The organism is Nautilia sp. (genome assembly GCF_053994455.1).
Window position 1 is genome coordinate 1 of sequence record NZ_JBMYAU010000066.1, and the last position, 25,261, is coordinate 25,261.

The 25,261-nt window shown below is 36.9% G+C and carries 28 protein-coding genes and 1 pseudogene; 10 read left to right on the forward strand and 19 right to left on the reverse strand.

Annotation, left to right across the window (positions count from 1 at the left end; all coding sequences use genetic code 11):
- The coding region (locus ACXJIE_RS04810; RefSeq protein WP_456479841.1) for a PhnA domain-containing protein at window positions 1–498 on the reverse strand (498 nt) is incomplete at its 3' end.
- A 106-nt stretch (window positions 499–604) separates the two neighbouring features.
- Between ACXJIE_RS04810 and ACXJIE_RS04815 the strand changes: the two genes are divergently transcribed.
- Window positions 605–766 carry a hypothetical protein gene (locus ACXJIE_RS04815; protein WP_456479842.1) on the forward strand — a complete coding sequence of 54 codons (162 nt, stop codon included), beginning with the start codon at window positions 605–607 and terminating at the stop codon, window positions 764–766.
- 232 nt (window positions 767–998) lie between these two features.
- Here the strand turns inward: ACXJIE_RS04815 and ACXJIE_RS04820 are convergent, their stop codons facing one another.
- Genes ACXJIE_RS04820 through ACXJIE_RS04855 form a run of 8 tightly spaced genes read right to left on the reverse strand, consistent with a single transcriptional unit; the run spans window position 999 to window position 8,762 of the window.
- Window positions 999–1,709 carry a DUF72 domain-containing protein gene (locus tag ACXJIE_RS04820; protein ID WP_456479843.1) on the reverse strand — a complete coding sequence of 237 codons (711 nt, stop codon included), beginning with the start codon at window positions 1,707–1,709 and terminating at the stop codon, window positions 999–1,001.
- Window positions 1,709–3,001 carry a TRAP transporter large permease gene (locus ACXJIE_RS04825; RefSeq protein WP_456479844.1) on the reverse strand — a complete coding sequence of 431 codons (1,293 nt, stop codon included), beginning with the start codon at window positions 2,999–3,001 and terminating at the stop codon, window positions 1,709–1,711. Before ACXJIE_RS04825 ends, ACXJIE_RS04820 begins: the two co-directional genes overlap by 1 nt.
- Window positions 2,998–3,612 (reverse strand): TRAP transporter small permease subunit, encoded by a 615-nt coding sequence (locus ACXJIE_RS04830; protein WP_456479845.1) that lies wholly within the window; start codon window positions 3,610–3,612, stop codon window positions 2,998–3,000. The genes ACXJIE_RS04825 and ACXJIE_RS04830 overlap by 4 nt, the downstream gene beginning before the upstream one ends.
- A gap of 9 nt (window positions 3,613–3,621) precedes the next feature.
- Window positions 3,622–5,034, reverse strand: coding sequence for a Mur ligase family protein (locus tag ACXJIE_RS04835; protein WP_456479846.1), 1,413 nt, complete (start codon window positions 5,032–5,034; stop codon window positions 3,622–3,624).
- Between the two features lies 1 nt (window position 5,035).
- Window positions 5,036–5,305: an acylphosphatase gene (locus tag ACXJIE_RS04840; RefSeq protein WP_456479847.1), complete on the reverse strand. Its 270-nt coding sequence runs from the start codon at window positions 5,303–5,305 to the stop codon at window positions 5,036–5,038.
- A 1-nt stretch (window position 5,306) separates the two neighbouring features.
- On the reverse strand, window positions 5,307–6,341 hold the full coding sequence (locus tag ACXJIE_RS04845) for a D-alanine--D-alanine ligase (RefSeq protein ID WP_456479848.1): 1,035 nt from the start codon (window positions 6,339–6,341) through the stop codon (window positions 5,307–5,309).
- 41 nt (window positions 6,342–6,382) lie between these two features.
- A complete protein-coding gene (ruvA, locus tag ACXJIE_RS04850; RefSeq protein ID WP_456479849.1) occupies window positions 6,383–6,892 on the reverse strand; it encodes a Holliday junction branch migration protein RuvA in 510 nt (169 codons plus the stop codon).
- Window positions 6,870–8,762: a flagellar assembly protein A gene (locus tag ACXJIE_RS04855; protein ID WP_456479850.1), complete on the reverse strand. Its 1,893-nt coding sequence runs from the start codon at window positions 8,760–8,762 to the stop codon at window positions 6,870–6,872. The genes ruvA and ACXJIE_RS04855 overlap by 23 nt, the downstream gene beginning before the upstream one ends.
- Before the next feature lie 26 nt (window positions 8,763–8,788).
- Between ACXJIE_RS04855 and murJ the strand changes: the two genes are divergently transcribed.
- Together murJ and cysS are read left to right on the forward strand one after the other, a co-directional pair.
- A complete protein-coding gene (murJ, locus tag ACXJIE_RS04860) occupies window positions 8,789–10,177 on the forward strand; it encodes a murein biosynthesis integral membrane protein MurJ (protein WP_456479851.1) in 1,389 nt (462 codons plus the stop codon).
- A 9-nt stretch (window positions 10,178–10,186) separates the two neighbouring features.
- Window positions 10,187–11,581 (forward strand): cysteine--tRNA ligase, encoded by a 1,395-nt coding sequence (gene cysS / locus ACXJIE_RS04865; RefSeq protein WP_456479852.1) that lies wholly within the window; start codon window positions 10,187–10,189, stop codon window positions 11,579–11,581.
- Here the strand turns inward: cysS and ACXJIE_RS04870 are convergent.
- Window positions 11,578–12,120: a DUF996 domain-containing protein gene (locus ACXJIE_RS04870; protein ID WP_456479853.1), complete on the reverse strand. Its 543-nt coding sequence runs from the start codon at window positions 12,118–12,120 to the stop codon at window positions 11,578–11,580. The genes cysS and ACXJIE_RS04870 overlap by 4 nt on opposite strands.
- A 120-nt stretch (window positions 12,121–12,240) precedes the next feature.
- Between ACXJIE_RS04870 and ACXJIE_RS04875 the strand changes: the two genes are divergently transcribed.
- The 6 genes from ACXJIE_RS04875 to pyrD all read left to right on the forward strand — a co-directional run bounded on the left by ACXJIE_RS04875 (window position 12,241) and on the right by pyrD (window position 16,884).
- The gene (locus ACXJIE_RS04875) at window positions 12,241–12,852 is read left to right on the forward strand and encodes a MarC family protein (protein ID WP_456479854.1); all 612 of its coding nucleotides are present in this window, start codon (window positions 12,241–12,243) and stop codon (window positions 12,850–12,852) included.
- On the forward strand, window positions 12,840–14,078 hold the full coding sequence (locus ACXJIE_RS04880) for a chloride channel protein (RefSeq protein WP_456479855.1): 1,239 nt from the start codon (window positions 12,840–12,842) through the stop codon (window positions 14,076–14,078). The genes ACXJIE_RS04875 and ACXJIE_RS04880 overlap by 13 nt, the downstream gene beginning before the upstream one ends.
- The gene (locus ACXJIE_RS04885; protein ID WP_456479856.1) at window positions 14,075–14,386 is read left to right on the forward strand and encodes a hypothetical protein; all 312 of its coding nucleotides are present in this window, start codon (window positions 14,075–14,077) and stop codon (window positions 14,384–14,386) included. The genes ACXJIE_RS04880 and ACXJIE_RS04885 overlap by 4 nt, the downstream gene beginning before the upstream one ends.
- Before the next feature lie 42 nt (window positions 14,387–14,428).
- Entirely contained in the window at window positions 14,429–14,569 is a 141-nt protein-coding gene (locus ACXJIE_RS04890; protein ID WP_456479857.1) for a hypothetical protein, read from the forward strand.
- A gap of 119 nt (window positions 14,570–14,688) precedes the next feature.
- Window positions 14,689–15,777 (forward strand): mechanosensitive ion channel family protein, encoded by a 1,089-nt coding sequence (locus ACXJIE_RS04895; protein WP_456479858.1) that lies wholly within the window; start codon window positions 14,689–14,691, stop codon window positions 15,775–15,777.
- A gap of 24 nt (window positions 15,778–15,801) precedes the next feature.
- Window positions 15,802–16,884, forward strand: a complete 1,083-nt coding sequence (gene pyrD, locus ACXJIE_RS04900; protein WP_456479859.1) for a dihydroorotate dehydrogenase (quinone) — start codon at window positions 15,802–15,804, stop codon at window positions 16,882–16,884.
- Here the strand turns inward: pyrD and ACXJIE_RS04905 are convergent.
- Window positions 16,881–17,348: an oxidoreductase dimerization domain-containing protein gene (locus tag ACXJIE_RS04905; protein ID WP_456479868.1), complete on the reverse strand. Its 468-nt coding sequence runs from the start codon at window positions 17,346–17,348 to the stop codon at window positions 16,881–16,883. The genes pyrD and ACXJIE_RS04905 overlap by 4 nt on opposite strands.
- Window positions 17,343–18,242, reverse strand: a pseudogene (locus ACXJIE_RS04910) (NAD(P)/FAD-dependent oxidoreductase); the annotation flags it as partial. The pseudogene ACXJIE_RS04910 and the gene ACXJIE_RS04905, both read right to left, overlap by 6 nt.
- A gap of 51 nt (window positions 18,243–18,293) precedes the next feature.
- Between ACXJIE_RS04910 and ACXJIE_RS04915 the strand changes: the two are divergent.
- Entirely contained in the window at window positions 18,294–19,520 is a 1,227-nt protein-coding gene (locus ACXJIE_RS04915) for a M16 family metallopeptidase (protein ID WP_456479860.1), read from the forward strand.
- On the opposite strand, the gene ACXJIE_RS04920 is transcribed toward ACXJIE_RS04915, so the two are convergent.
- From ACXJIE_RS04920 to ACXJIE_RS04950, 7 genes are all read right to left on the reverse strand, one after another.
- The gene (locus ACXJIE_RS04920; protein WP_456479861.1) at window positions 19,506–20,027 is read right to left on the reverse strand and encodes a methyltransferase family protein; all 522 of its coding nucleotides are present in this window, start codon (window positions 20,025–20,027) and stop codon (window positions 19,506–19,508) included. The genes ACXJIE_RS04915 and ACXJIE_RS04920 overlap by 15 nt on opposite strands.
- Window positions 20,024–20,683, reverse strand: a complete 660-nt coding sequence (locus ACXJIE_RS04925; protein ID WP_456479862.1) for a YggS family pyridoxal phosphate-dependent enzyme — start codon at window positions 20,681–20,683, stop codon at window positions 20,024–20,026. The genes ACXJIE_RS04920 and ACXJIE_RS04925 overlap by 4 nt, the downstream gene beginning before the upstream one ends.
- Before the next feature lies 1 nt (window position 20,684).
- Complete coding sequence (gene rseP, locus ACXJIE_RS04930; protein WP_456479863.1) at window positions 20,685–21,728, reverse strand: RIP metalloprotease RseP; 1,044 nt, start codon at window positions 21,726–21,728, stop codon at window positions 20,685–20,687.
- Window positions 21,725–22,318 carry a CDP-diacylglycerol--glycerol-3-phosphate 3-phosphatidyltransferase gene (pgsA, locus tag ACXJIE_RS04935; protein WP_456479864.1) on the reverse strand — a complete coding sequence of 198 codons (594 nt, stop codon included), beginning with the start codon at window positions 22,316–22,318 and terminating at the stop codon, window positions 21,725–21,727. The genes rseP and pgsA overlap by 4 nt, the downstream gene beginning before the upstream one ends.
- Complete coding sequence (locus tag ACXJIE_RS04940; RefSeq protein ID WP_456479865.1) at window positions 22,318–23,097, reverse strand: enoyl-ACP reductase; 780 nt, start codon at window positions 23,095–23,097, stop codon at window positions 22,318–22,320. The genes pgsA and ACXJIE_RS04940 overlap by 1 nt, the downstream gene beginning before the upstream one ends.
- A gap of 9 nt (window positions 23,098–23,106) precedes the next feature.
- On the reverse strand, window positions 23,107–23,973 hold the full coding sequence (gene dapA, locus ACXJIE_RS04945; RefSeq protein ID WP_456479866.1) for a 4-hydroxy-tetrahydrodipicolinate synthase: 867 nt from the start codon (window positions 23,971–23,973) through the stop codon (window positions 23,107–23,109).
- Between the two features lie 78 nt (window positions 23,974–24,051).
- A complete protein-coding gene (locus ACXJIE_RS04950; RefSeq protein ID WP_456479867.1) occupies window positions 24,052–25,245 on the reverse strand; it encodes an FtsX-like permease family protein in 1,194 nt (397 codons plus the stop codon).
- Window positions 25,246–25,261 lie beyond the last annotated feature (16 nt).

A 25,261-nucleotide genomic window follows, 5' to 3' on the forward strand; every position in this document is an offset into this window, starting at 1 on the left:
AACCTGACCGATACCGTCAACCCTGCATGATACGTGACCTTCAACGTCACACATTCTTATGTTTTTAACAACCGTTCCTCTTTTGATCGTTTTACCTGCACCTTTTACTTCAAGGTCTTTTATCACACTAACGCTATCGCCAGCTTTAAGAATATTTCCGTTTGAATCTTTTACAAATTCTTCCGTTTTGTTTGCAATTGCCATTTCTTCATCAGTAAGATACATCATATCAGTCATATCGCTTCTACCAAGGGCCTGCCATATTTTATAGCTTAAAATTTTAACGGCCGGAACTTCGCTCCACATTGCATTGTTTAAACAGTTGAAATGGTTTTCGTCATAGTTTTGAGATTCTATCTGATTCAAACAATTTTCGCAAAGCAGGGCGTATCCGTCATTGTCATCACTTTTAAATACTTCATAAACTGAAAGGTTATCTTTACTCTCACAAAGTTCACATTTGTTATTTGCTCTATCAAATATTTCTTTTTCGTTCATTTATTGCCTTTTTTTGGTGAAAGTATAGCAAAAAAGCCAAAAATTAAATAAAATATCACTAATATAAAATATAATGAAAAGATAATGGTTTGTTAAAGGGATAATAATGATTGAAATGAAAAACGCAAATTTTAAAGTTGAAAAATCAAAATGGGTAGCTTTTAAAAAAATTTCAAAACTTAAGCATTCGGATTCAAGTAAAGAGTTAAGAAAACTTATTGACAAATACCTTGAAGAGAACAAGGACTTGCTAAATAAACTTTTCTAAAATAAATTTAAGTTATTGAAGTTGTTATGGTTAGTTAAAGTTTTTAAAATGAATTTGTTTGAAGTGAATTTTTAATCTATGTTTAACTAAATATACAAAAATGTTTAAATACCTGAAAGTGAAGAAGCTTTTCTATCATATACCTTATGTCTAACTGAATATATAATAAAATAAATAGATACTCAAAGCGGTATCTATTTATTTTATATTTAGTTAACATAATGTATATTCTCTAAATTTTATATTCAAATACGGCTTTTAGTCTTAATGCGTCTTTAAATGCGCTGTTGTCATCCGTATTGTTAAAATAAATATAACTTTCATTCTCTTTTATCTTGTTTTTGAGTTTAAGCAAAAATTCATCGCTATAGTTTCCTTTATATTTTCCTTGTGTGCCGTGCAGTCTTACATAAATAAAATCTGCTGTCTGTGTAAAATCGATTTCCTGATTGTAATCGTGCCAAACTACTGCAATGTTTTTATCTTTAAGGTGCGTGTATGTTTCAAGTCTATACCATGAGCTGTTTCTAAACTCTATCGCATATTTTAAATCATCATCAAGTGCACGTGTAAAATTTATAAGAAGTCCTATGTCATATTTCAAAGATGGGGGAAGCTGAAATAAAACCGCACCAAGATAAATATCCAGATTTTTTATTACAGACAAAAAATTTTTCAATTCATCCGAATCTTTTAATCTGGACTTATGAGTAATGTTTCTGTTTGCTTTGATTGAAATTTTAAAGTTTTCAAAATGCTTAAGTTTGTATTTCCATGATTTAATTGTAGTTACTTTAGGAAACCTGTAAAATGTGGAGTTTAGTTCCAAAGAGTTAAAATGCTTTGCATAATATTCAAAAAACTGATACGTTTTAAGTGTAGAAGGGTAAAAGTCCCCTACCCAGTTTTTGTAAAAATACCCGCTAGTTCCTATATAAACCATCAGTTAACTAAAATATAAACAAGTTTCGGCATAAAAACAACTATTAAAAGTGTTAATATCTGTATTAAAATAAACGGAATAATACCAAGATACAGATCTTTTGTATGTATCTTATCACCGGCGGCACCTTTTAAATAAAACAGACTAAAACCAAAAGGCGGTGTTAAAAATGAAGTTTGAAGGTTTATGGCTATTAACAGCGCAAACCATAAAGGATCTATTCCAAATTCCTGAACAATCGGAAGCAAAATAGGAATTACGATAAACGTAATTTCAATAAAATCAATAAAGAATCCCAATATAAAAATCAAAACCATTGTAATAGCAATAAACGCATACTGATTTGAAATAGAATCAGTAAAAAAAGTAGTAACAATATCCCCTGCCCCTGATTCGTTAAATACAAGTGAAAATGCCGTAGCACCGATTAAAATCATAAATATCATAGCAGTTATTTTTACCGTTTCAACGGTAGCATATCTTAAAAGCTCTATATTAAACGTTCTGTAAAAAAACGTAAGTATAATTGAACCGAGCGCACCTATTGCGGCTGATTCGGTAGGTGTAGCAAATCCTGCAAAAATACTTCCAAGAACAATAGCAATAAGTATAAAAGGAGCAACAAGCGATTTTAAGGCTTGAAAAAGTATTTTAGAATATGGTTTGTCGGTTTTAATAGCCGGCGCGACTTCAGGCTTTAAAAAAGCCACTATTAAAATATAAACAATATAAAGCCCTACTATAATCAATCCCGGAATTATAGCGGCTTTAAACAGATCCCCCACACTGATATTCATTACCGCACCCAAAATAATTAAAACGATGCTCGGAGGAATAAGCTGCCCGAGCGTTCCGCTTGCAGCAATTACACCACCGGCTAGTCTCGGGGAATAGCCATGTTTAAGCATAATCGGCAGTGAAATTATCGTCATCATAACGACACTTGCCCCCACTATTCCGGTAGACGCCGCCAAAATGGCACCGACTATCACTATAGCAATTGCTAAACCGCCTCTTACAGGTCCGAAAAGCTCTCCTATAGATTCAAGCATATTTTCTGCGATTTTACTTTTTTCAAGTATAAATCCCATAAATATGAACAGCGGAACGGCCATCAGCGTAAAGTTTTGCATAATTCCATAAACCCTGTAAGGTAGAAGTCCAAATACATCAAGCCCTAGATTCGGATCTATTAAAGCAGCAAAAATAGCACTTGCACCAAAAGCAAATGCAACCGGAATTCCAACCATTAATAATATAAACGCAACAATAAATAAAATTATCCCAGTCATTTATTACCTTTTGAGTGTTTTAATTTATAATATGCTTTTTTAAGTTCTGATATAGACTGCAAAAGAACAACAAAAAACCCGAACATCATCGCACTTTTTATAATCCATCTGCAACAAAGTCCTCCCGGATCGCCTGATTGTTCGTTCATAGAATAACTCATTTGAATAAAAGGTATCGCTTCGGCAACAATTAAAGTGGCAAGCGGAATAACGAAAAAAAGAATAGTAATTATCTGAATAACGGCTTTTGTTTTTACTGAAAACCTGTCATAAAAAACATCAACCCTTACATGTTTGTCGTGACTTAAAGTATAAGCTATTGTAAATAAAAACGTTAAATCAAAAAGATGCCATTCAAGTTCCTGCAATGCAATACTTCCCCCGTGAAAAAGCTTTCTGACGATTACGTCGTAACTGACTATCAGAGTTAAAACAATAAGTGAAACAACCGCCAAAATCATAAAAAACTTGGTTATTTTCTCAACAATCAAATCGGTTTTGGGTATAAAAGAGAGCAGCAATACAATTACTGACGTCGCAATTATCGTATAATCTATATGCTCGCTAAGTGGCATTGTCAGATTAAAAAAGGCATTCATAAAATTATCCATTTTTTCTCCTTACAGGTATTCCGGTGCATCATTGCTAAACAGAATCAAATCGCCCGCTTTTGTATTTTCCGCCAGAACTTTTTCCAGGTCTTTTTTGTTATTTAATACAATTTTATCCGTATTAATTATATTTTGGCACAATATTTTTTTATTTAAATTACCTGTTAGAATAACCAAATCAAATACTTCGTCAATTTTTTTTGCAAGTTTTATATTTTGTTCGTCCGTTGCTTCAACAATTCCTGGCGTTACCAGTATTTTCCTGCCCTGATACTCTTTTATCAGGTCATAAGAGGCAATCATTCCTTCAAGATTGCCGTTAAAACTATCATCAATTATTATTTTGCCTCCTACTTCAATTTTTTGAAGTCTGTGAGGGATTGATTCCAATTTTAGCACTTTTTGCTGCAAATCTTCAATACTAAGTCCAAATTCCAACGCCTGAAAAACCGCAAGTGTTACATTTACGGCATTAAAACCGCCCAAAAGTTTACATTCAAATGGATATGTTTTATTCTCTATTTCAATTTCCCATTTTATCCCCTCAAGTGAAGCTTTAACGTTTTTAATTCTGTCTTTAATAACTTCTACTTTTTCATTATAAGGGACTTCGTAGGAAAAACCTTTTTTAAGTTTAGGCGTTTTAAATATTTCAAGTTTTGTGTTTTTGATGTTTTCGAGTGTTTTAAAATATTCGATATGCTGAGGACCGATTTCTCCGAGAATCGAATATTCATTTTCTAAAAATTCCACAATTTCTAGAATATCACCCTTCTCTCTCGCGCCGGCTTCTGCAATGTAAATTTCAATATTTTCCGGTAAATCTACATTTATATCTTTAACTATACCTTTTAATGTATTGACGCTTCTAGGGGTTTTGTAAACTTTAAAATTATCTTTCAACAACTGATATAAAAAGTTTTTTATGGATGTTTTTCCATAACTGGCGGTAATAGCTACAATTTTGGGACTGATCTTTTTAAGTCTGTTTTTGGCGAGGTTTTTGTATTTAACAAATAAAATATATTCCGTTATTTCAGATGCCAAAACGGCTGCAATTATTACTAATAAAACTCCTATTCCCGGATTATAATGATATTTATTTAACAATAGAAGATTAAGCGTTTCAAAAAGCCCCACATAAACAAAAAACCTTTTTACCCTGTCAGTTACAACCAGACCCTTTATTCTTTTCACCCATAAAAACAGAGAAGGAGTAAGCCCGAAAAACAGATAAATCCAAAAAAATCTATATGCCGCAATATATGTTACAACTGGAACTACAAAATACAGAATATGCCAAAGGGGCTTGTGCAAATGAAAAAGTATCCTATTAATTCTGTAATTATACCACTGCAATACGGTTATAATATAAAACCCTAAAACATATGCGGTAATAAAATTGACAATAAAATCAAACATATTAATACCTTATTTCAAAATCATCAAATTTCATATCTTCTATTTGTTTAAAATCTATATTTTTTACATCGCTGTATGGCGAACCTTTTTTTAAAATTTCTAAAAATTCTTTAAGTTTTTCTTCATTTTCTATTTCGGCAACTGCTTCAACTCTTGTATCAGGCAAATTTCTTACATAACCCTTAAAACCTGCCTTTTTCGCATTCTCACTTACAAATTTTCTATACCAAACCCCTTGAACTTTCCCACTTATTATAAATCTGTAAGTCATTTTATTTCCCCTTGGCCATCTGAATTTTGTTGATATATTCGAAATTTACAGGTATGAGTTTTTCATTTTCAACACTTCCGGCAAGTTTTTGAAGAATCTGATCAAAATCGTCAAAAAGATAATTCGCAAGGCTGCCCGGGACGGGATTTATTTCGTTCAAATACACTACCCCGTCTTTTACAAAAAAATCGCATCTTATAAGCGCGTTTTTAAACATATTTCCGTATATTTTTTTAAACGAATTTTGAAGTTTTGTTTTCAAATCCTCTTCAATTTCAGGAAATTTTGTCTCTTTCCTGCTGAAATCCATATATTTTTTTTCAAAATCCAAAAACTCTTTTTTCTCAACTTTTTCTATTTTACTGAATACAAACCCTTCTTTTGAGCAAAATCCGGCAAGGTTGTATTCTTCTATCCCTTCAATAAAGGGTTCTACAATTATCAAATCGTCAAATTCCCTCGCCACATCAAAAGCGTAATCAAATTCATCCCTGTTTCTTGCAACACTCACACCTATACTGCTGCCGAGCCTTGCCGGCTTTACAATAACCGGAAAATCAAATTTTGTTTTTGCTTCGGTTATGATTTCATATTCTACTATATCTATGCCTGTTTCTTTGGCATACATTTTAGTCAGAACTTTATTGTAACTTATAACACTTGCTTCCATATTGGGTGTTATTGCATTTATCGAATAAAACTCGAGTAATCCCGGCAGTTTTCCGTCTTCCCCGTCTTTGCCGTGAATCAGGTTGATTGCCACATCAAAGTTAACATAATATTCTTTCTTTAAGAGCCCTTTAACATATTTAAAGCCGTTTTTTACAAATTCGATTTTTTGCGAATTTTTATATTCCCCGCTCGCAAAATATCTGCTTTTCATATTCTTTTTTTCAATTAAATACATATTTCTGAACTGGTCGATATATATAAACGAAAGATTATGTTTTTTGATTTTTTCTTTTAAAGTAATAGCACTTACTATGGATATCTCATGTTCAAAACTGTTACCGCCGAATATTAAAGCAAATGTCATTTCACATCCTTACCAAGTTTTTTTAATGCGAGTTTAATCGTCTATTCAAGATTATCACTCTCTATTCCGTTTAACGCTTTAACAATGTCGTTTTTATTAAAGCCCAAACTTTCAAGCGCGCTTAAAGCCTGGTTGAATACCGGATTTTGCTCTTCAAACACAACTTCAAATTCACCCATTTCCATTAAAATCCTCTTAGCGCTTTTCGGGCCTATCCCGGGTATTTTTTTAAGGGCGTTAATATCATGATTCGCAATTATTTCCGTAAAAGTCTGAGGGGTATATGTGGAACATATTGCAAGGGCCACTTTCGGACCCACCCCGTTTAATTTAATTAAAGAATCAAAAAGCTTTTTTTCATTTTTATCGGTAAATCCGTATAAAGTGTATTCGTTTTCTTTAATTATTTCCGTAATATAAAAAAGCTCTTTTTCATTTACGGAAGAAAATGTAATCATACTGACGTTCAGCTCGTAGATTACACCGTTTACATCAAGCAGAATTTTACCGCTTTCCTTTTCAAATATTTTACCCTTCAGTGCCGCTATCATCTTTTACCTTTATTTTTACAATTTTGTATCTTTCCCCGTAATCTTTAAGTTTGAACCCGCATATCCCCTCATCCCCTTTCGTGTCATAGGTCAGTCTTACCGGAGGCTGTGCCATATCGAATTCTATTCTGTTAAAAGGTGTCCAGGGAGAACGGGAAATTATTTTTGCATTAAAAACGGCTGTCTGAAAATTTTTCAGTGTTTCTTCAACCTCTTCCAAATCTTTTTTTAATAAAAATATTTCATTTTTCAGTTCAAGGGTTTTATCCCTGAATTCACTGAATTCTTTTATTTTTTTTAAGATAACGGGGGACGTTTTTATTCCCTTTTTTTTATTGTCTATAAAAGTCTGCATAAGTTTCTCCACCGTAGGCCTGTTTTTTATCACCACCCTTTTTCTTTTATTAAACAGTTCCGTTTTTATTTCTATATTTCTTTTTATTTCTCTGATCCGTTTTTCAAGTTTATCCGCATCGGCATTTAATCCCAACACCTCAAGAGGAGAGATTATCAGTCTGTTTTCGCTGCCTTTTAAAGTTTTAATTATAATGCTTTTTAACCCGTAAGCTTCCGTATGAGATCCGAGAATATTAAATTCTATCTCTTCGGCAACCACTTTTCCGCCTATAGCCTGTTTTATAACGGCTTTTTTGGCTTTTACGGTTCCTCCCTCGAGTCTGTTGATTTCGACATATTTGCCTTCTATATATCCTTTATGTATATTTACAAACGCCTTTTCAGCATTAATTACGGCTTTTTTATGCGTCTGTCCCTCAATAGTGAGATCTCTCGCATTGATTTTTGCGGAATTCCCGACATTTCCCCTTACAATCAATACGGTCGTTTCTACAATCATATTATCCGCTATCGCTTCTTTAAGGGCGTCGTTTTCCTTTACCTCAAGTTTAACGTTCGACTCTTTCGCCCCGTGGACATCCCCCGTTTTCAGGTTAATCTGTTTAATTTCCATTTCGTCTTTTATGGTGTAAACCCCTCCGTCATTATATATATAACCGTCTTTTAAAGCCGTAAAAACAATTCTTCTTTCGTTTTCTTCTTTTTTTATTTCCGCCGGATTTACGGAAATATTAGGAACGGTAAATTCTTTTACTTTTGGCACGGTTATGATATTTCCCCTGCAGTCCCTGCCGTTTCTGCCCTGGAGGGGTTTTATTATTTCTATTAATACGTCGTCTTTTTTGACCGGAAACAAAAGCTCGTTTTTTATACTTTCTTTCTTTTTCATAAAATGAAAAATTATTTTTCCTTCAATATTTTCAACGGGATCTATACCCTTACACAATATAATGTTTTCCTCATTCTCAAGTGAGCCCAAAACCCTGATTTTCGCAACAATCTTTTCTATGTCTTTGTTCATCTGTTCATCGAAAATCTTTATTAACATGGAATTTCTTATCTTTTTTTTATTAAGTTCGTTTTTAATTTTTTTCTCCAGGCCCGGTTTATAGACAATAAGGGATTCGGGTTTTAATATATATTCGGCTTTTGTAAAAAATTTATTTATTTTAATTTCGCCTATAAGTTCGAGATCGTCCGTATATTCCATTTTTTTTACTTCGATATCATACACCTGCTTTATTTCGTTTGCGTCGTTTATTAAAAAATCCTCCATATGAATCAGCTCTTTTCCGCGTTCGTCAAGCTCAACGAATTCACTGTTTCCGGTTTTTATAAAAGTTCTAAAATCAAGTATTTCAAAATCCAGAGAAGAAAGGGGAATGTTGTTATCGGCCGATATTCTCAAAAGTGCCTCATTTACGTTTTCGGTTCTTATAACCAGCGGCAAAACGTCTCTTTCACTTTTTTTACTCGTTTTTTGTTCTTTTTTTAAAAAATCAAACAGTCCCAATCTCATCCTTTTGGTAAAATACGCTTATGTTTAAATCAATCATAATCAATTTTTTAGGAATTTTCAATTCCAGAATCTTAGGATTCATACGTGATTTGTTAAGTGCATCGATACTCGGCGCAAATATATATTCGGACATTTTTTTCGTCGCTTTTAAGTTTCCGAACCTTTTCAGACGGATTTTTGCCGAAGGCGCCTTTACACAGAGTTTCCTGCCGAGTTTTGCAAAAGCAAAACACAAACCCCGCTTCACATGGCTCATATTTAAAAAGTTATTTATAATTATACTTATTTTCTCGCTATTTGTAACCCTGTTTTCAAATTTAGTAACGGACATACTCGCGTCAGGATTCAGTGACGAGGCGAAAAAAACGGCTTCACCTCTCATTGCGCTTAACTTCTGGTACCTCGACCTGATCTTTATAGTTACATTTCTGGCAAGTTTACTGCAGTATAAAAAGCATTTCGCAACCACCGCATTTTCAACGGCACTACTTAACATATCGCTTATAACCGCCCTGCTTTTATCTATGAATTTACCGAAAGAGCAAATTATACGGTATATGAGCCTCGGTGTGATAACCGGCGGGATTGCCCAGGTAATCGTGCACCTGATTGCGGCCAAAAAATACAAAATCCTGAAACTTCTGTATATAGGCGCAAAAAGCAGAAAAAAAGCCGACATTTCCGTGTTTAAAAAACATTTCCTCCCTTCCGTATTCGGAAATTCAACGGCTCAGATAAGCGCATTTATCGACACATGGCTCGCCACGTTTTTAATCAGCGGCAGTATAAGTTACCTATATTACGCAAACAGACTCTTTCAGCTTCCGTTCGCACTTTTCGCAATAGCGACTTCAACGGTTCTGTTTCCGAAAATTACAAAAAACTTAAACGAAGGAAAAGAAAAAGAAGCGTTTGTGAGTATGAAAAAAGTGTTTTGGATACTTTTTTATCTGTTAATTATTGCCACTGTTGTGGCCGTAACAGCAAGTAAGGAAATAGTCGAGCTCCTTTTTGAACACGGTGCGTTTACCGCCAAAGACACAAATTTTACCTCGACAGTTCTGATAATGTATATGATAGGCCTTATTCCGTACGGGCTCAACAAACTTTTCTCAAGCTATCTGTACGCTACGCATAAGCATCTCAAAGCGGCTAAAATATCGGCGGTGTCCCTTTTTGTCAACATAGTTTTTTCAGTGGCTTTAATATTTCCCCTAAAAGTTTACGGACTTGCGCTTGCGAGCAGTATCGGGGGTATCGTCTTATTCTTTTTGACCGTTAAAGAATTCGGTTTTAGCGAATTTGTTAAATTTTTTGAAAAAAAGTATATTTTTTATATGATTTTAGTTATATTAATAAGTATAATTTTGGCAATAGTATTTAAACGACTGATACTTTTTATAATTTAAAGGAGTCCTATGACAATCTATGATTCACACTTAAAACAAAAAGTAAAATTTAACCCCATAAAAGAAGGCGAAGCGAGAATATACGTATGCGGTCCCACGGTATATGACGACGCACATCTCGGGCATGCGAGAAGTTCCATAAGTTTTGATCTGCTCAGACGCACACTTGAAAAGCTCGGATACAAAGTAACTTTTGTTAAAAACTTCACGGACATCGATGACAAAATCATAAACAAAATGAATCAAACGGGCAAAAGCCTTAAAGAAATAACCGAACATTACATTGATTCGTATTTAAGGGATATGGACGCTCTTAATGTAAAAAGGGCCGACATCGAACCGAAAGCCACCGAATCGCTTGAGGCTATGTTTGATCTTATTCAAAAACTTCTGGATAAAGGATACGCCTATCAGCTGCCAAACGGGGATATCTATTTCGATGTAAGCAAAGACGAGCAGTATTGTAAATTATCCAATAAATGCCAGGACGATGAGGTCGTTCACAGGGTTGATACGGAAGGCAAAAGAAACCCGGCCGATTTTGCCCTCTGGAAAGCTTGCAAAGGTGAGAATGACGTATGTTTTGATTCGCCTTTCGGAAAAGGAAGACCCGGATGGCATATAGAATGCAGCGCCATGATTAAAAAACATATCGCATACAGCGGCGAACACGAAATAGACATCCACGGAGGCGGGGCGGATCTGTTTTTCCCCCACCATGAAAACGAAGAAGCCCAGACCTACTGCGCATACGGTGAACATCTTGCAAAACACTGGATGCATAACGGATTTGTACAGATTAACGGCGAAAAAATGAGCAAATCGCTCGGAAACAGCTTCTTTATTAAAGACGCGCTAAAACATTACCCGGGAGAGGTTTTAAGATTTTACCTTATGGGCACGCATTACAGGGCGCCCCTGAATTTCAGTGAAGAAGACCTTATTGCAAGCAAAAAAAGGCTTGATAAATTATACAGACTTAAAAAAAGAATTTACGGGTTAACCAAAAAACAAAAAGACCCCGAATTTGAAAGTAAACTGCTTGAGGCTATGAGCGACGATTTAAACATATCAAAAGCCCTGGCCGTAGTGGACGAATTTGTAAAAGAGGCAAACGAAGCGCTTGACAAAAACCCCAAAGACAAAGTCTTAAAACAGAAAATCTTAAGCAACATCGAATTTATAGACGAACTTTTAGGTATCGGCGGAAGTGACGCATACGAATATTTCCAGGAAGGAATCGATGAAGAAACCAAAGCCAAAATCAACTCCCTTATTGAAAAAAGAAGCGAGGCCAAAAAAGAGAAAAACTTCGAACTCGCCGATAAAATAAGAGAGGAACTGACTTCAATGGGTATTCAGATTCAGGACACCCCGAACGGAACTGTATGGGAAAAAGTTTAATTTTCCAGCAGTTTTCCCTCTTCTATTATTTCAGCTTCAACAATCTCTTCAAGAGTAAAAAATCCCAAAAGAATTAAAAGCCATCCCATTGCCCATAAAAGAAGTCCTATAAAAAACATACTCAATACCGCACCGACAATCAAAAAGTTACCGCCTGTTTTTAAGTATTTATTGTTATATTCTTCCCCCAAAACGTAAAAGCTTTTTTTAAAATACACAGCACCGGCAATCTGTAAAACATAATATATTAAAAGATAAACTAAAATACTTAAACCGATCGGAACAACAGGATTATTTGAAAACAAACCTATAATTACACTCGTCATAACCGCAACGATCTTAAAATAAAAAAGTACAGAGCTTATGAAAGTGATTATTGAAGCAGTCAAAAAGTAATTAAAAGGCTTATTTTCACTTAATAAACTGATTCCTATACCTAAACAAATCAATCCCATTATTGTAAAAAGAACGGATACATTCGGTATAAAAGAAAGGCTTAAAAAACCAGCCCCCAGAATTCCCCATAATTTTGCAGTCAATTCAGTCCTTTAATAGTTTTATTTTTTATTTTACTATAATATTTTACATTTTTCCTCATCAGCAAAAATAATAAAAAATTATTCTTTTAATTTTTGCTATTATTATCAAAAAGGAAACGTATGAAAGAAATTTTATTCGACACTATATCGCTTCTTACCATTTTAAATCCGGTTGCGGCGGCGGCCATAATGGTAAGCCTTGTCAAATATTCCGAAATAAAAGAAGTTTCAAAAAAGGCCTCTTTCGCCGTTTTTACCGCATCCGTCATAACTATGATTGCAGGCGGTTTCATACTGAAGCTTTTCGGTATAAACCTTCCTTCGATAAAAGCGATAGGCGGCGTCGTTTTATTGCTGACATCTCTCCAGATGGTGCAGGGAAAGGAAGTGGCTGCGACGAACCAGACAAAAGAAGAGCATCAAGCGGCGATGGACAGGGACGATATAGCGATAATTCCTTTAGCGATACCGATACTTTTCGGTCCGGGGGTTATAACGACAATAATAGTTTTAAGCGAAAAAAGCAAAACGCTTATGCAAAAAGCATATCTGTTAGGCGCCGTTTTTTTGGCATCTTTTATTACTTACCTTATTTTAAGGAATGCAAGCCACATATCCAAAATCCTTGGGGTGAACGGGCTTAAAATAGTTACAAGGCTTATGGGACTTATAATCGGCGCAGTAGCGTTTTTGTTTCTTGTGGGAGGAGTTAAAGAATTATGGGCAGGCTGATTACCGCATCCGTTATTATAGGTGTTTTGAGCGGTGTTTTTGTAACGGTATATTCCCTATTCACAGAATTTTTAACGAAATTTTTATACGGGGGTATGGAAAACATCCGGAACCTTCCATGGTGGTATCTGTACTTAATACCCACACTGTCAATTTTTTTGGTGAATTATATAATTTCAAAAAACGAAAGCGTAAAAGAATACGGTGTTTTGGAAATTGCAAAAGCGGTGGAAGAAAACAGGCTGATTTTCACCCTTAAAGACCTTTTTCTTAAAATTTTCACCTCTTCAATTTCTATAGCCAGCGGATTTGCAGTCGGAAACGAAGGTCCGTCTGCCGCAATAGGCGCGATGATAGCACAGAAGGTGCACGGCTTTTTAAAAATTCCCAAAAATTTCCTGAAACTTTTTTTAAGCATGGGGGCGAGCGGAGGAATCGCCGCCGTTTTCGTCTCCCCCGTCACCGGAATAATGTTTGCAATAGAAAACATCGCATATGAGTTTATTAAAAATTATATCGGATACATAATACTCTCCGGCGTTATTGCGTTTAGCGTGTCTTGGCATTTTTTAGAATCTTTGATATTTAATTATTCGATGGGAAAGTTTATAGAATACAGATACATATTCGCAAGTCTTTTTTTCATACCGGTTATTACCTTTTTTATCTATTTTTACCTCTGGCTTAAAGACGGTGTGCTGAATTTTCTTAACACCCGCATTCCCTTTAAGCATAAAAACCGGGTATTTGCGATAATTGGCGGCGGAAGCATAGGAACCGTTCTTTTAATTTCGCCTTACGCAGCATTCAGCGGTCACGAAATAGTAACCACACTGATAAATAACAATTTTCATCTGCCGCTTTATTTTATATTTATAATTATTCTGCTCAGAATAACCGCAACGGCCGTTTCGCTTTACGCCAACGCAGTCGGAGGAATTTTTATAGCCCTTATGAGCATAGGTGCGCTTGTCGGTTACGGCTACGGGGAGGCCCTTGTGGGTCTGGGGCTGAAAATAGAACCCTTCTATTTTGCGGCGATAGGTGCGGCGGCCTTTATGGGGGTTAATATGAAACTGCCTCTTACGGCCATCGTAATGGCTTTGGAAGTCACATATGATTACAACGTTATTATTCCCACGGCGATAATAACAATAATAAGCGGTTATTTAGCGGGACTTAATTTTCAAATTCAAAAACTTAAGTTTAAAAAAGGCGTTAAATGAGAATTTTGCTGTTCATTTTGCTTATCGTAAACATTTACGCATCGCAGATCGACGAAATTTTGAAAAACGTACCTAAAAACTCCCCCTCTTACTCCCTCGATCTGATCTTGGCCGAAAAAATAAAAAAATTAAAATTCATCCCGCCGGCTTTCAACCCTGAAATAAAAAACGCCGACGAAGCGTTAAAAGCTTTTTACACGCTTGCCGATATGAAAAAAGAGTATATCATCCTTCCTTCGGAAATAAAGGAACTTGATAATAAAATCGCCGTTTTGCAAAATAGTGAAGAGCTCGCTTTTAAACTGTAAAAAATCTATTACGAAAAACTGTCCGATATTTACAGACAGAAAATGATTTTTTACGAAAACAGCTTTTCCCTGTTCGAAAAAACGTTTTTAAAAAAAATAAAAAACGTGAATTTCAACATACAAAACGCCGTTAAAAACACCGTTTACTGGAATAAACTTCTTACTGAAAAAAAACGGAATTAGAAAAATTAAAAATAGATCTTCAAAAATGGCAGCTTCTCAACAATCCCGCTAACATAAAAAACATTCAAAATTTTATAAACGTCAATTTAAAAAAACAGAAAGAAATTTATAAACATCTTTTGGATAACACGCTTATTATATGGTTTGAAGAATTAAGAACAAAAAACAAACACGCTTTTAAAACGGACGACAATATTTTATTATACGCAAAACATATCGACGGCAATCTTTACAGGGCTTTAAACGATATTGTCACTGATATGGAGAAAATAATTTTCGGTGCGAAGTTAATAGTCTACGGGGCGAAAAAAGAGTTTGATATGTTTCTTCAAAATATCCTTTATATAATAAACTATCCGCTTTTTACAGTAGGCAACAGAACAATAACCCCTCTTAATTTCGGAATTTTTATACTTGTTTTAATAATAGGCTGGTTTATAGGGAAATATTATAAATATTTCATTTACAGACTAAAGCACAGATATGACATATCGCATTCAACCGCCACACTGCTTGCAAATATTGGATACTACGCAATAGTCACTCTTTCGTTTTTAATCGCCCTGAAAGTCGTAGGGCTTGACTTAAGTTCACTCGCTATTATTGCCGGTGCCTTGTCGGTGGGTATAGGTTTCGGTCTGCAAAACGTAGTCAGCAATTTTGTAAGCGGTGTTATTCTTATGTTCGAAAGAACCATAAAAGTGGGCGATTATATTCAGATAGATCAGGACACGAGGGGCGAAGTGGTGGATATTTCAATGAGAAGTACCGTAATACGCACAAACGACAACATAAACCTTATAATCCCGAACCAGTCTTTTATTCAAAACAACGTTATAAACTGGACAGGAGACGACATAGTAAGGTTCAGGGTGCCTTTCGGGGTGGCGTACGGGAGTGATATAGACAAGGTGGAACAGGTTATTTTAGAAAAACTGAAAAACACCGGCCTGCCGATTGTAAAAAAACATCCGACCCTTGACGTAACGCCATATGTGGTGTTTATGGAAATGGCTGAGAGCAGTCTCAATTTCAAGCTTTTCGTATGGGTTAAGGGAGAATATGCAAGACGCCCGAGACGTACAAGAAGCAGGTTTTTAAAAATGATTTACAACGCTTTAAACGAAGCCGAAATAAACATACCGTTTCCTCAGCAGGATCTGCATATAAAAGATTCCGTCCCGTTTGAGATTAAGATTAAAAAATAATATAATTTCAAAAAAAGGCCTTTTATGAGCTTCTTTAATTTAATTAAACCTCTTATATACAAAACCGACCCGGAATTCGCCCACGATATGGTGGATATGATATTCCGAACCGCCAGAAGATGCCCTCTGTTTTTCAATCCGCTGGTAAAAGCGAATTTTGTGGATGATCCGGTACTTAACCAGAAAATATGGAATCTCGAATTTAAAAACCCCGTAGGTGTGGCGGCGGGATTTGACAAACACGCCACAATGGTCTACGGATGGCCCGCGCTCGGATTCGGATGGGGGGAAATCGGGGCGGTGACTCCGAAACCCCAGCCCGGAAACGAAAAACCGAGAGCATGGAGGCATATAAAATACGAAGCCGTACAAAACGCTTACGGATTTAACAACGAAGGTGTGAAAGTTATTAAAAAAAGACTTAAAAATATCTATCCTTTTATTCTGCCGATCGGCGCGAACATAGGTAAAAACAAAACGACGCCCGAAAATAAGGCGATTGATGATTATAAAATACTCGTAAAAGAATTAAAAGACGTCGTCGACTTTTTCGTAGTCAACATTTCTTCACCAAACACACCGGGGCTTAGGGATCTTTTAAACGCGGAGTTTATATCAAATCTGTTCGGAGAGCTTAAAAACCTCACAGACAAACCCGTACTTATAAAATTTTCGCCCGATATGGAGGACGAGCTTATTATAAACCTCGCAAACTATTCGGTTTTAGCCGGAGCCGACGGAATTATAGTTACAAACACCACGGTAAATTACGACCTCGTAAACAGCGAAATAAAAAGGGGTGGAATCTCAGGAAAACCCCTTGCAAAAAGAAGCTATGAAGTTTTAAGAATCGTCTCTTCCGAAGTGTTCGGAAAAGTTCCTATTATAAGTGTCGGCGGAATAGACGGTGCAGAAGAGGCGTACAAAAGAATAAAAGCGGGAGCCTCGCTTCTTCAGGTTTATACGGCAATTATTTACAAAGGTCCCGGAATCATAGGGGAAATAAACAGAGGTTTAATCGAGCTACTCAAAAAAGACGGTTACAGCCATATAAGTGAAGCAATCGGGACGGAAATCCCTAAAAAACTTGAAAACAAATCATCTTAATTCTCCTTCAAAGCCTCCGCAGCCGTCACCGATATAGGATAAAAAGTCGGCGGCGGTGTCAAAATAGGATGGGTGCCTGTCTGCATCGTATATAAATCGGTTGCCGTAGCATTTTTTTGTATGGCAAGACTTAAGATATTAATCATCTCTGCAGAATTTAACCCCCCGCTAAGCTGTGCTCCTAAAAGATAAAGATCTTTTTTCGAAAAAATAAGTTTTAAATTCACTTTTGTGGAATGGGAAAACTTCGGAGGATGTGTCGAAGGCGTCCTGGTTTTTGCAACAGCTATGTCAAATCCCTGCTCTTTTGCCATTTTTTCTGTAATTCCGACAGCCGCAAACATTCTGCCGCCAATTACGGTCGAATATATGTTTAGCGCGTCTTTATTGTGCCTGATTATCCTTAAATTATACAGATTCGCAGCCGCAACCCTTGCGTCAAACGCAGCTGTGGAAGCAAGCATCAAAGGTGTAGGGTTTGATGTGAAAAACTCTTTGTGCTCCACACAGTCGCCTACTGCAAAAACGTCTTTTGTAACCCTGAAATAATCGTCCGCCTGAATAAACCCTTTCGTATTAAGAGGCAGTATATCCTTAAACATTTCGGTATTAGGCTTATACCCCGTGGCTATGATAGTAAGATCGCTTTTTATCGTTCAGGTATTTACGTAAACTTCGTTTTTTGTTATTTTTACAACTTTTGAATTAAGCATTATTTTGACTTTTTTTGAGAGCAGATTTTTTACATCGTCCGAAAAGTCTTTATCAAAAGAGTTAGGCAAAAGGGAATCCATAGCCTCTATTAAAGTTACGTTTTTGCTTTTACTTAGTTCATCCGCTACTTCAAGTCCGATAAACCCTCCGCCTATTATCGTAATGTCCGATGAGTTTTTGGATTTTGCAAGAAGTTCTTTTAAATAATCATAATCTTTTTTTATGAAATATGCGTTTTCAATTCCTTCAATGGGAGGTACGAAAGGTTTGGAACCTGTTGCGATTATCAGTTTTTCATACTGCAGGGTATGCGGTTGTTGATTTTCGGCTTCTGAGCTTTTTTTTCGAATATCCGAATCGTCTTTAATCTTATCAGCACTTAACATAATAACTTTACTGTAAATATCGACTCCGCTTACTTTGCCTGTTACAAGCTCTACTCCGAACTTTTTTAATTTATCTTCCAAATGCATTAAATCATCATCTAACGTATAAGTGTTAAAAATATACGGAATCCCGCAGGGAATCAGTTTTTTAGGTTTTTTTTCTATAAGCGCAACCCTTTTTGAAGGATAAAACCTCTTAGCGTTTACAGCTGCTACAAATCCTGAAACACCGCCTCCTATTACCAAAATATCGTACATACTTCTGCCTTAAAAATTTTTATGATATGATAACACAAAAAAAGGCGTTAAATGCTTCATAAATTTTATACCCATAAACTGAAAAACAGCTTGGAGGTAATTGCCATTCCGATGAACAGAGGCTCTAACGTAATTACCAGCAATATCTACTATAAAGTCGGAAGCAGAAATGAAATAATGGGCAAAAGCGGAATCGCGCATATGCTTGAACATATGAACTTCAAATCCACAAGAAACCTCGCTGAAGGCGAATTTGACAAAATAGTAAAAAGCCTCGGAGGCGTGGACAATGCATCTACAGGGTTTGACTATACACACTATTACATCAAAACTTCAAGCGCGTATCTTGATAAAACACTCGAGCTTTTCAGCGAAGTTATGGAAAACCTGAACCTGAACGACGATGAGTTTCAAAGGGAAAGAAAAGTCGTATATGAAGAAAGGCTCTGGAGAACGGACAACAACCCTGTAGGGTATCTTTATTTCAGGCTTTTTAACAATACATACCTTTACCACCCGTACCACTGGACTCCTATAGGCTTCAAAGAAGACATTCTGAACTGGAGCATTGAAGACATCAGATCTTTTCATAAAACTTTTTACCAGCCTAAAAACGCGTTTTTACTCGTTGCGGGAGATATAAATCCCGAAGATGTATTCAGTTCTGCGGAAAAATATTTCTCACACATAAAAAACGGCAAAAAAATACCGAAAGTCCATATGAAAGAGCCTAAACTCGACGGGGACAGGCATATAATTATTAAAAGAGACACCGAAGTGGATATTGTAGCCGTTGCTTACAGAATTCCGGATTTCAGACATGAAGACCAGTTTGCGCTCAGTGCTTACAGCGAAATACTAAGCGGCGGAAAAAGCGGCGTACTGCGTGAGAAACTGATAAACAAAAAAGGGTTAGTCAGCGAAGTATACGCATACAATATGGAACTGATCGATCCGGGGGTGTTTTTGGCGCTTGCGATATGCAATCCGGGTGTAAGTCCGGATCTAGTGGAAAAAGAGCTGAAAAAAACACTTCTGAATACCAAAATTACAAAAAAAGCACTTAATAAAGTTAAAAACCAAACCAAAATGGACTTTTTAACCCAGCTTGAAAGCTCCGGCGGAGTAAGCGGCATATACGGGGATTATTTTGCAAAAGGCGATATTACGCCTCTGCTTGAATACGAAGAAAAAATAAACTCCCTCACACCCGAAAAGATAGAAGATATTAAAAAATATTTCGATAAAAGCGTAACGGTAAAACTAATCAAAAAATAATTTTTTAAAACACTCCTTCGTTGCCGGAAACAGGGGTGTTTTTTCTTTGTATTTCAGATACTCTTCACCGAATTTCATATACGCTTCTTTTTCTTCAAGCGTAATGACCATAACAAATATAAAAAACGATTCAAGAGGTGCAATAAAAAACATAAAACTCGGAAGTCCCAAAAAAAGCGCAATCCCGAGAGGCAGAAGCATAAGCCCGAAAAGCATCGGATGGCGTGTGCATTCGTATATTCCGCTTGTAACGAGCCTGTTCGTTTCAAGTCTCGGAATGTCGCCCTCACGCCCTTTTCTTTTAAGCTCCCTGCCTCCCACGGCCGCCGCGTGAAAAGCGAGTTTGAGTATGAAATAACCAAGAAGAAGCGTAATCAGATGAAAAAAAGGATTAAAAAGTAAACTTTTAAAATATTTAAGATCAAAATATAAAGAAAGGGCAACGCCACCGAAAATAAGTATAAGCCAGATAATTATTCTGATTATTACCGAAAGTGTCGTTTTCATAGGTATGAATTTAGAAGGGCGCTTCCCACTCTTATCATATTGCTGCCCTCTTCTATCGCAATTTCAAAATCTCCGCTCATACCCATAGAACATATTTTAGCTCCGTAAGGTTTCAGTTGTTCAAATATACCGTATGTGAGCCTGAAACTTTTTCTGATTTCTTCTTCCTCATCCGTATGAGCGCCTATTGTCATTACACCCTGAAGATTAATATTCGGGAGGTTTTCTTTGATTTTCAGATACGTCTCAACCGCAAGTTCTGGCTGAAGGCCGTGTTTTGTAGGCTCTTTTGCCGAGTTGATTTCCAAAAGACACCTTAGAGGTTTGTCGGCTCTTTTATTGATAGCCTCCGCCAACTCATAAGAATTGATTGACTGTATCATAAAAGGATTTAGTTTTAAGAGTTTATTTATTTTGTTTTTCTGAAGGTTTCCTATAAAATGCCATTCAATCGGCAGATCACTTAGCGCGTTTACCTTGTCTTCCATATCCTGAACCCTGTTTTCACCGAACGCCCTCTGACCTTCGGCGTAAAGTTTTCTGAGAGGTTCTGTATCTTTTGTGTATTTCGTAACGGCCACGATTTGAACAATTAAATGCTCGCTTCTTCTAAGCCTTGCCGCCTCCACTCTTTGAATTAACTGATCTAAATTCATACTACCCTCCTATGAGTCTGTGTAAATCGTTGTATATTCCTATTAGCATCAAGCTTCCGAGTATTATCCACCCGCCGATTGTTAGTTTTACCATTATCTCTTCGCTGACTTCCCTTTTAAAAACCGCTTCGTAAAGGTTAAACATAATATGCCCGCCGTCAAGCGCCGGAATCGGAAGAAGGTTAAGCACACCCAAGTTTACGCTAAGAAGTGCGGCCAGCAGTAAAAGAGGCTGCCATCCGTAATCGGCGACTTTTGCCGTAATATCGACAATCCCTATAGGACCGCTTAGGGTGTTAAGTCCCACTGCTCCGGTTGCCAGCTTTTGTACGCCTTTAATTATCAGCATGGAATCGAACACAAACTTATCCCATGCGACTTTCATAGCCTCCAACGGTGCATACCGCACTTTTATAACATCTCCGCTCGGAATGATTCCGACTATTTTTCTTTTGATTTCCTCACCGAATATGTTTTTTTGAAGTTCGATTTTAGGCTTTAAATTTACACTCAGATATCTTTTGTTTCTTTCAATTACAAGATGTAAAACATCGTATTTTTGAATTAAAGAAGATATTTCATCCCACGATTTTATTTCAATTCCGTTGATTTTTACGATTTTATCCCCCGGTTTGAGCACTTTCGCCGCAGGGGTGTTCGGTATTGTTTTGCCTATTACGGGTGCGAGTTTCGTCCAGCCTGTAAAAGCGATAAAAAGATAAATTAAAAAAGCAAGCAGAAAGTTAAACCCCGGACCGCCTAAAAGAATTAAAATTCTCTGCCACGGGGTTTTGGAATTGTACGAGTCCGGATCGTCGTTTTTAAGATAAGGGTTCGAATCATCCTGCCCTTTCATCTGAACATAACCTCCAAGAGGCACTGCGCTTAAACACCAGTTTGTTCCCCTGAAATTTTTACAAATCAGTTTTTTACCGAACCCTATCGAAAAAACTTCGACCTTTACGCCTACAAGTTTCGCCATAAGAAAATGTCCGAGTTCATGAAAAAAAATCAAAAAAGAAAGTATTATAATTGCACTGATCATCTCTGAGCTTTCACATATACTTTTACGTAGTCATATCCGCTGTAAAGCGTCAAAATCACCGCTATCCACAATAAACAGTTTGCACACGGCCAGTTCATAAGAAGAAAACCGATAGCTCCCATTTGTGAAACCGTTTTGACTTTCCCCGCAAATGAAGCCTTTACGCTTAATCCCTCCTGAACCATTGCAATTCTTAGCGCCGTTATAAAAAATTCCCTTACCAATATAAGATAAATAGCCCACGCATTTGCCCTGTGAAGATACAAAAGCCCCAAAAAAGCTCCCAAAATCAACATTTTATCCGCAAGGGGATCTAAAATTTCCCCGAGTTTGCTGCTTGCTTCGAAATTCCTTGCAATATATCCGTCAAAAAAATCAGTCACACTCGCAATTACAAATATCAAAGCCGCAAAATAATCAAGCCAGCTTTCATGAATTCCGGTAAAAAAATCCCTGTTTACCAAAAACAGATACATCAAAAACGCCATCAACACCCTGATAAACGCCAGAATGTTTGGTACGTTTTTCAGGCGTTTTTTCCATTTTTCATATCTGTACAGTTTTATCCCCTCTTCAGTAACAATAGACATTAACCAATCTTTCCTCCGAATGTTGTCCCGCCGTCAACAACTATCGTCTGCCCCGTAATCCAGCTTGCCTCGTCGGTACATAAGAAATACGCAATTCCGGCCAAATCCTCAGGTACGCCCATTCTGTTAAGAGGACTTCTTTTTTCAACTTCCGCTTTTACTTCTTCATAGTTCGGAAACGCTTTTAACGCGTCCGTATCAATCGGACCTCCGCTTACGGCGTTAACTCTTATTCCCCATTCCCCGAGCTCCGCCGCAGCGTATTTAACCATGGTTTCAACCGCGGCTTTAGAGCTTCCGTGTCCCGCATAGTTCGGAGTATAGACAAGATTACCTGTGGAGCTGAGCGAAATTATACTTCCGCCTCCCACTTTTTGCATTCTTTTTGCCGCCTCCTGCGCACCAACCACAAAAGCGTTGACGGTAGCCGTGAATATATTGCATAATCCCTTAGGCTTTAACCTCATAAAAGGACCGAATCCGCCCACAACCGCTCTTCCGCTTATAATTGCGTTTGAGATGAAAAAGTCTACTCTGTCAAAATCTTCGTCGATCAGTTTAAAAAGATCTTTATAAGTTTCGGGCTCTAAAATGTTAAGTTTGTATGCCTTTGCCTTAACGCCGTATTTTTCTTCCCACTCTTTTGCGAGAGTGTTTGCAATTTCCTCGTTCGAATTGTATGTAAAAGCGACATTGACGCCCTCTTTTGCAAATCTTTCGGCAATTGCTTTTCCTATACCTCTTGTAGCACCGCTTATTACTAACGTTTTACCTTTCATTATATTCCTTTACAGATATTTTTTCAAAATTTTTTTGATTTTAGCTTTGTTTTCGTCACTCGGTTCGCAAAGGGGCAGTCTGTATTCAAGCGACGGAATAAGCCCCGCCTCATACATAGCGTATTTAATAGGAATGGGATTGCTTTCTATAAACAGCACCTTATTAAGCTCATACAAATCTTCGTTAATTGCGCGTGACGTGTCGAAATCCCCTTTCAAAGCACTGTGTATAAGTTCGGCTATTCTTTTAGGAAGCAGGTTGGAAGTAACGGAAATACACCCTTTTCCGCCGCTTGCCATAATCGGGTAGTTTATTGCGTCATCCCCGCTTATTACACTTATGTTACTGTTTGCACAAAGAGCCACGACATTTTCTATTTTTCCGGTAGCTTCTTTAATTGCAACAATGTTTTCAACGTCCTCAAACAGCCTTACGGCCGTCTGAACTTCAATATTGCTGCATGTTCTTCCCGGCACGTTATATAAAACGACAGGAATAGCTATTGCGTCAGCGAGGGCCTTGTAATGTTCGTAAAGTCCTTTTTGAGTCGGTTTGTTGTAATACGGCGAAACGCTTAAAACAGCATCGGCACCTTTGGCTTGGGCAAATTTCGCCAAGTCTATACTTTCGTGCGTGGAATTGCTCCCCGCGCCGGCCAAAACCTTCGTACCGGTTCCCCTGCATACTTCCACCGCTATTTCAATGCATCTTTTGTGCTCGTCGTGTGTAAGAGTCGCACTCTCACCCGTCGTTCCGACAGGAACTACCCAGTCGATTCCGTTATTGATCTGTCTTTGAATGAGTCTCGCATACGTTTCCTCATCCACCTTTCCGTTTTTAAACGGAGTAATAAGAGCGGTCATTGCGCCTTGCATAAAACGTCCTTTTTTACGAAATTATAGCATAATAAAGCAATCGAAAACGGAGAATTGAAACTGTAGAATAAAAATATTTTATTCATACCTTAATGTTTCAAGTACGTCCGTTTTGCTCGCTTTAACTGCGGGATAAATGCTTGAGAGCATCACTATAATAAACGCTCCAAGAATTATAAGTGAAAAATCCACAAAACTCAGATCCATAGGAAGCCTGCTTACACCGTAAACGTCGGCGGGAAGTTTTATAATGTCAAACGTTTTTAAAATCCATATCCCTATACCTCCGAGCATCGCTCCGAACGTAATTCCCAAAACCCCGATTAACGTACCGAGTCTTAAAAAGATCGATTTTATCTCTTTCGAACTCGCCCCGAGGCTGAGCATTAGGGCGATTTCTTTCCTTTTACTCATTATCATCATAAGAAGGGAGCTTATGATATTAAGAGCGGCAACTATGATTATAAGCATTAGCACTAAAAAAAGCGCCCTTTTTTCCATTTTAAGAGCCGCAAAAAAATTGCCGTTTTGCTCCCACCAGCCTATAACACCGACTCCGGGCGGCACTGCTTTTTTAATCTTTTCTATATTTTTAAAAGGGTCCGGAGTCCATATATGTATCCCGCTATAATAGTTTTGATGAAGAATACGTTTAAGCCCTTTTATATTCATATACGCAATACCCTTGTCATAAGCAATAAGTCCGCTGTTAAAAACACCCGCAATTCTCACTTTTTTAAGCACGGGGGATATTCCGAATCCCATAGGGGAGAGCTTAGAAAAAATCATAACAACCTTCTCACCTTTTGCAATGCCGAGATCCGAAAAAAGCCTGCTTCCCACCACAACGTCAAAAAGTCCCGGTTTTTTAATGTCTTTTACTGCATTTTTAAATATGTAGTTTACTTTTTCTTCCTTTTTAAAATCAACACCGTAAAGCATAACTCCGTTTAGGGAATTTTTCTGTATGACGGCGCTACTTTCGATATACGGGGAATATTTGAAATCGGGAAATTTTTTTTGAAGTTTGGCAAGAAGCCTATCATCCACATTTACCAAAGAAGAATAAACAGTGATGGGATAATTCATAACTTTGAGTTTCTTTTCAAACTCCCTGTCCATTCCGTTCATAATACCCATTGCAATCATAAGGGTGGCAACCCCCGTCATTATGCCTAAAAAGGCAAGAATAAAACTTATATAAATAAAAGGATGTTTTCTGTCAAACCTGAGATATCTTTTAATTATAAAATTTACGAATTTTTTGTTCAACTAAATTTCCTTTTTA

Excerpts from the sequence above, each read along its gene's own strand:
- ACXJIE_RS04825 (WP_456479844.1), bottom strand. The coding sequence starts at position 3,001 with ATGACTGGGATAATTTTATTTATTGTTGCGTTTATATTATTAATGGTT.
- ACXJIE_RS04835 (WP_456479846.1), bottom strand. The coding sequence starts at position 5,034 with ATGTTTGATTTTATTGTCAATTTTATTACCGCATATGTTTTAGGGTTT.
- ACXJIE_RS04880 (WP_456479855.1), top strand. The coding sequence starts at position 12,840 with ATGGGCAGGCTGATTACCGCATCCGTTATTATAGGTGTTTTGAGCGGT.
- ACXJIE_RS04820 (WP_456479843.1), bottom strand. The coding sequence starts at position 1,709 with ATGGTTTATATAGGAACTAGCGGGTATTTTTACAAAAACTGGGTAGGG.
- ACXJIE_RS04845 (WP_456479848.1), bottom strand. The coding sequence starts at position 6,341 with ATGACATTTGCTTTAATATTCGGCGGTAACAGTTTTGAACATGAGATA.
- ruvA (WP_456479849.1), bottom strand. The coding sequence starts at position 6,892 with ATGATAGCGGCACTGAAGGGTAAAATATTTGAAAAGGAAAGCGGTAAA.
- ACXJIE_RS04920 (WP_456479861.1), bottom strand. The coding sequence starts at position 20,027 with ATGAAAACGACACTTTCGGTAATAATCAGAATAATTATCTGGCTTATA.
- ACXJIE_RS04885 (WP_456479856.1), top strand. The coding sequence starts at position 14,075 with ATGAGAATTTTGCTGTTCATTTTGCTTATCGTAAACATTTACGCATCG.
- ACXJIE_RS04890 (WP_456479857.1), top strand. The coding sequence starts at position 14,429 with ATGATTTTTTACGAAAACAGCTTTTCCCTGTTCGAAAAAACGTTTTTA.
- ACXJIE_RS04815 (WP_456479842.1), top strand. The coding sequence starts at position 605 with ATGATTGAAATGAAAAACGCAAATTTTAAAGTTGAAAAATCAAAATGG.
- pgsA (WP_456479864.1), bottom strand. The coding sequence starts at position 22,318 with ATGTCTATTGTTACTGAAGAGGGGATAAAACTGTACAGATATGAAAAA.
- murJ (WP_456479851.1), top strand. The coding sequence starts at position 8,789 with ATGTTTAAATCAATCATAATCAATTTTTTAGGAATTTTCAATTCCAGA.
- ACXJIE_RS04925 (WP_456479862.1), bottom strand. The coding sequence starts at position 20,683 with ATGAATTTAGATCAGTTAATTCAAAGAGTGGAGGCGGCAAGGCTTAGA.
- ACXJIE_RS04915 (WP_456479860.1), top strand. The coding sequence starts at position 18,294 with ATGCTTCATAAATTTTATACCCATAAACTGAAAAACAGCTTGGAGGTA.
- pyrD (WP_456479859.1), top strand. The coding sequence starts at position 15,802 with ATGAGCTTCTTTAATTTAATTAAACCTCTTATATACAAAACCGACCCG.
- ACXJIE_RS04940 (WP_456479865.1), bottom strand. The coding sequence starts at position 23,097 with ATGAAAGGTAAAACGTTAGTAATAAGCGGTGCTACAAGAGGTATAGGA.
- ACXJIE_RS04905 (WP_456479868.1), bottom strand. The coding sequence starts at position 17,348 with ATGCTTGCTTCCACAGCTGCGTTTGACGCAAGGGTTGCGGCTGCGAAT.
- ACXJIE_RS04840 (WP_456479847.1), bottom strand. The coding sequence starts at position 5,305 with ATGACTTACAGATTTATAATAAGTGGGAAAGTTCAAGGGGTTTGGTAT.
- ACXJIE_RS04875 (WP_456479854.1), top strand. The coding sequence starts at position 12,241 with ATGAAAGAAATTTTATTCGACACTATATCGCTTCTTACCATTTTAAAT.
- rseP (WP_456479863.1), bottom strand. The coding sequence starts at position 21,728 with ATGATCAGTGCAATTATAATACTTTCTTTTTTGATTTTTTTTCATGAA.
- cysS (WP_456479852.1), top strand. The coding sequence starts at position 10,187 with ATGACAATCTATGATTCACACTTAAAACAAAAAGTAAAATTTAACCCC.
- dapA (WP_456479866.1), bottom strand. The coding sequence starts at position 23,973 with ATGCAAGGCGCAATGACCGCTCTTATTACTCCGTTTAAAAACGGAAAG.
- ACXJIE_RS04830 (WP_456479845.1), bottom strand. The coding sequence starts at position 3,612 with ATGGATAATTTTATGAATGCCTTTTTTAATCTGACAATGCCACTTAGC.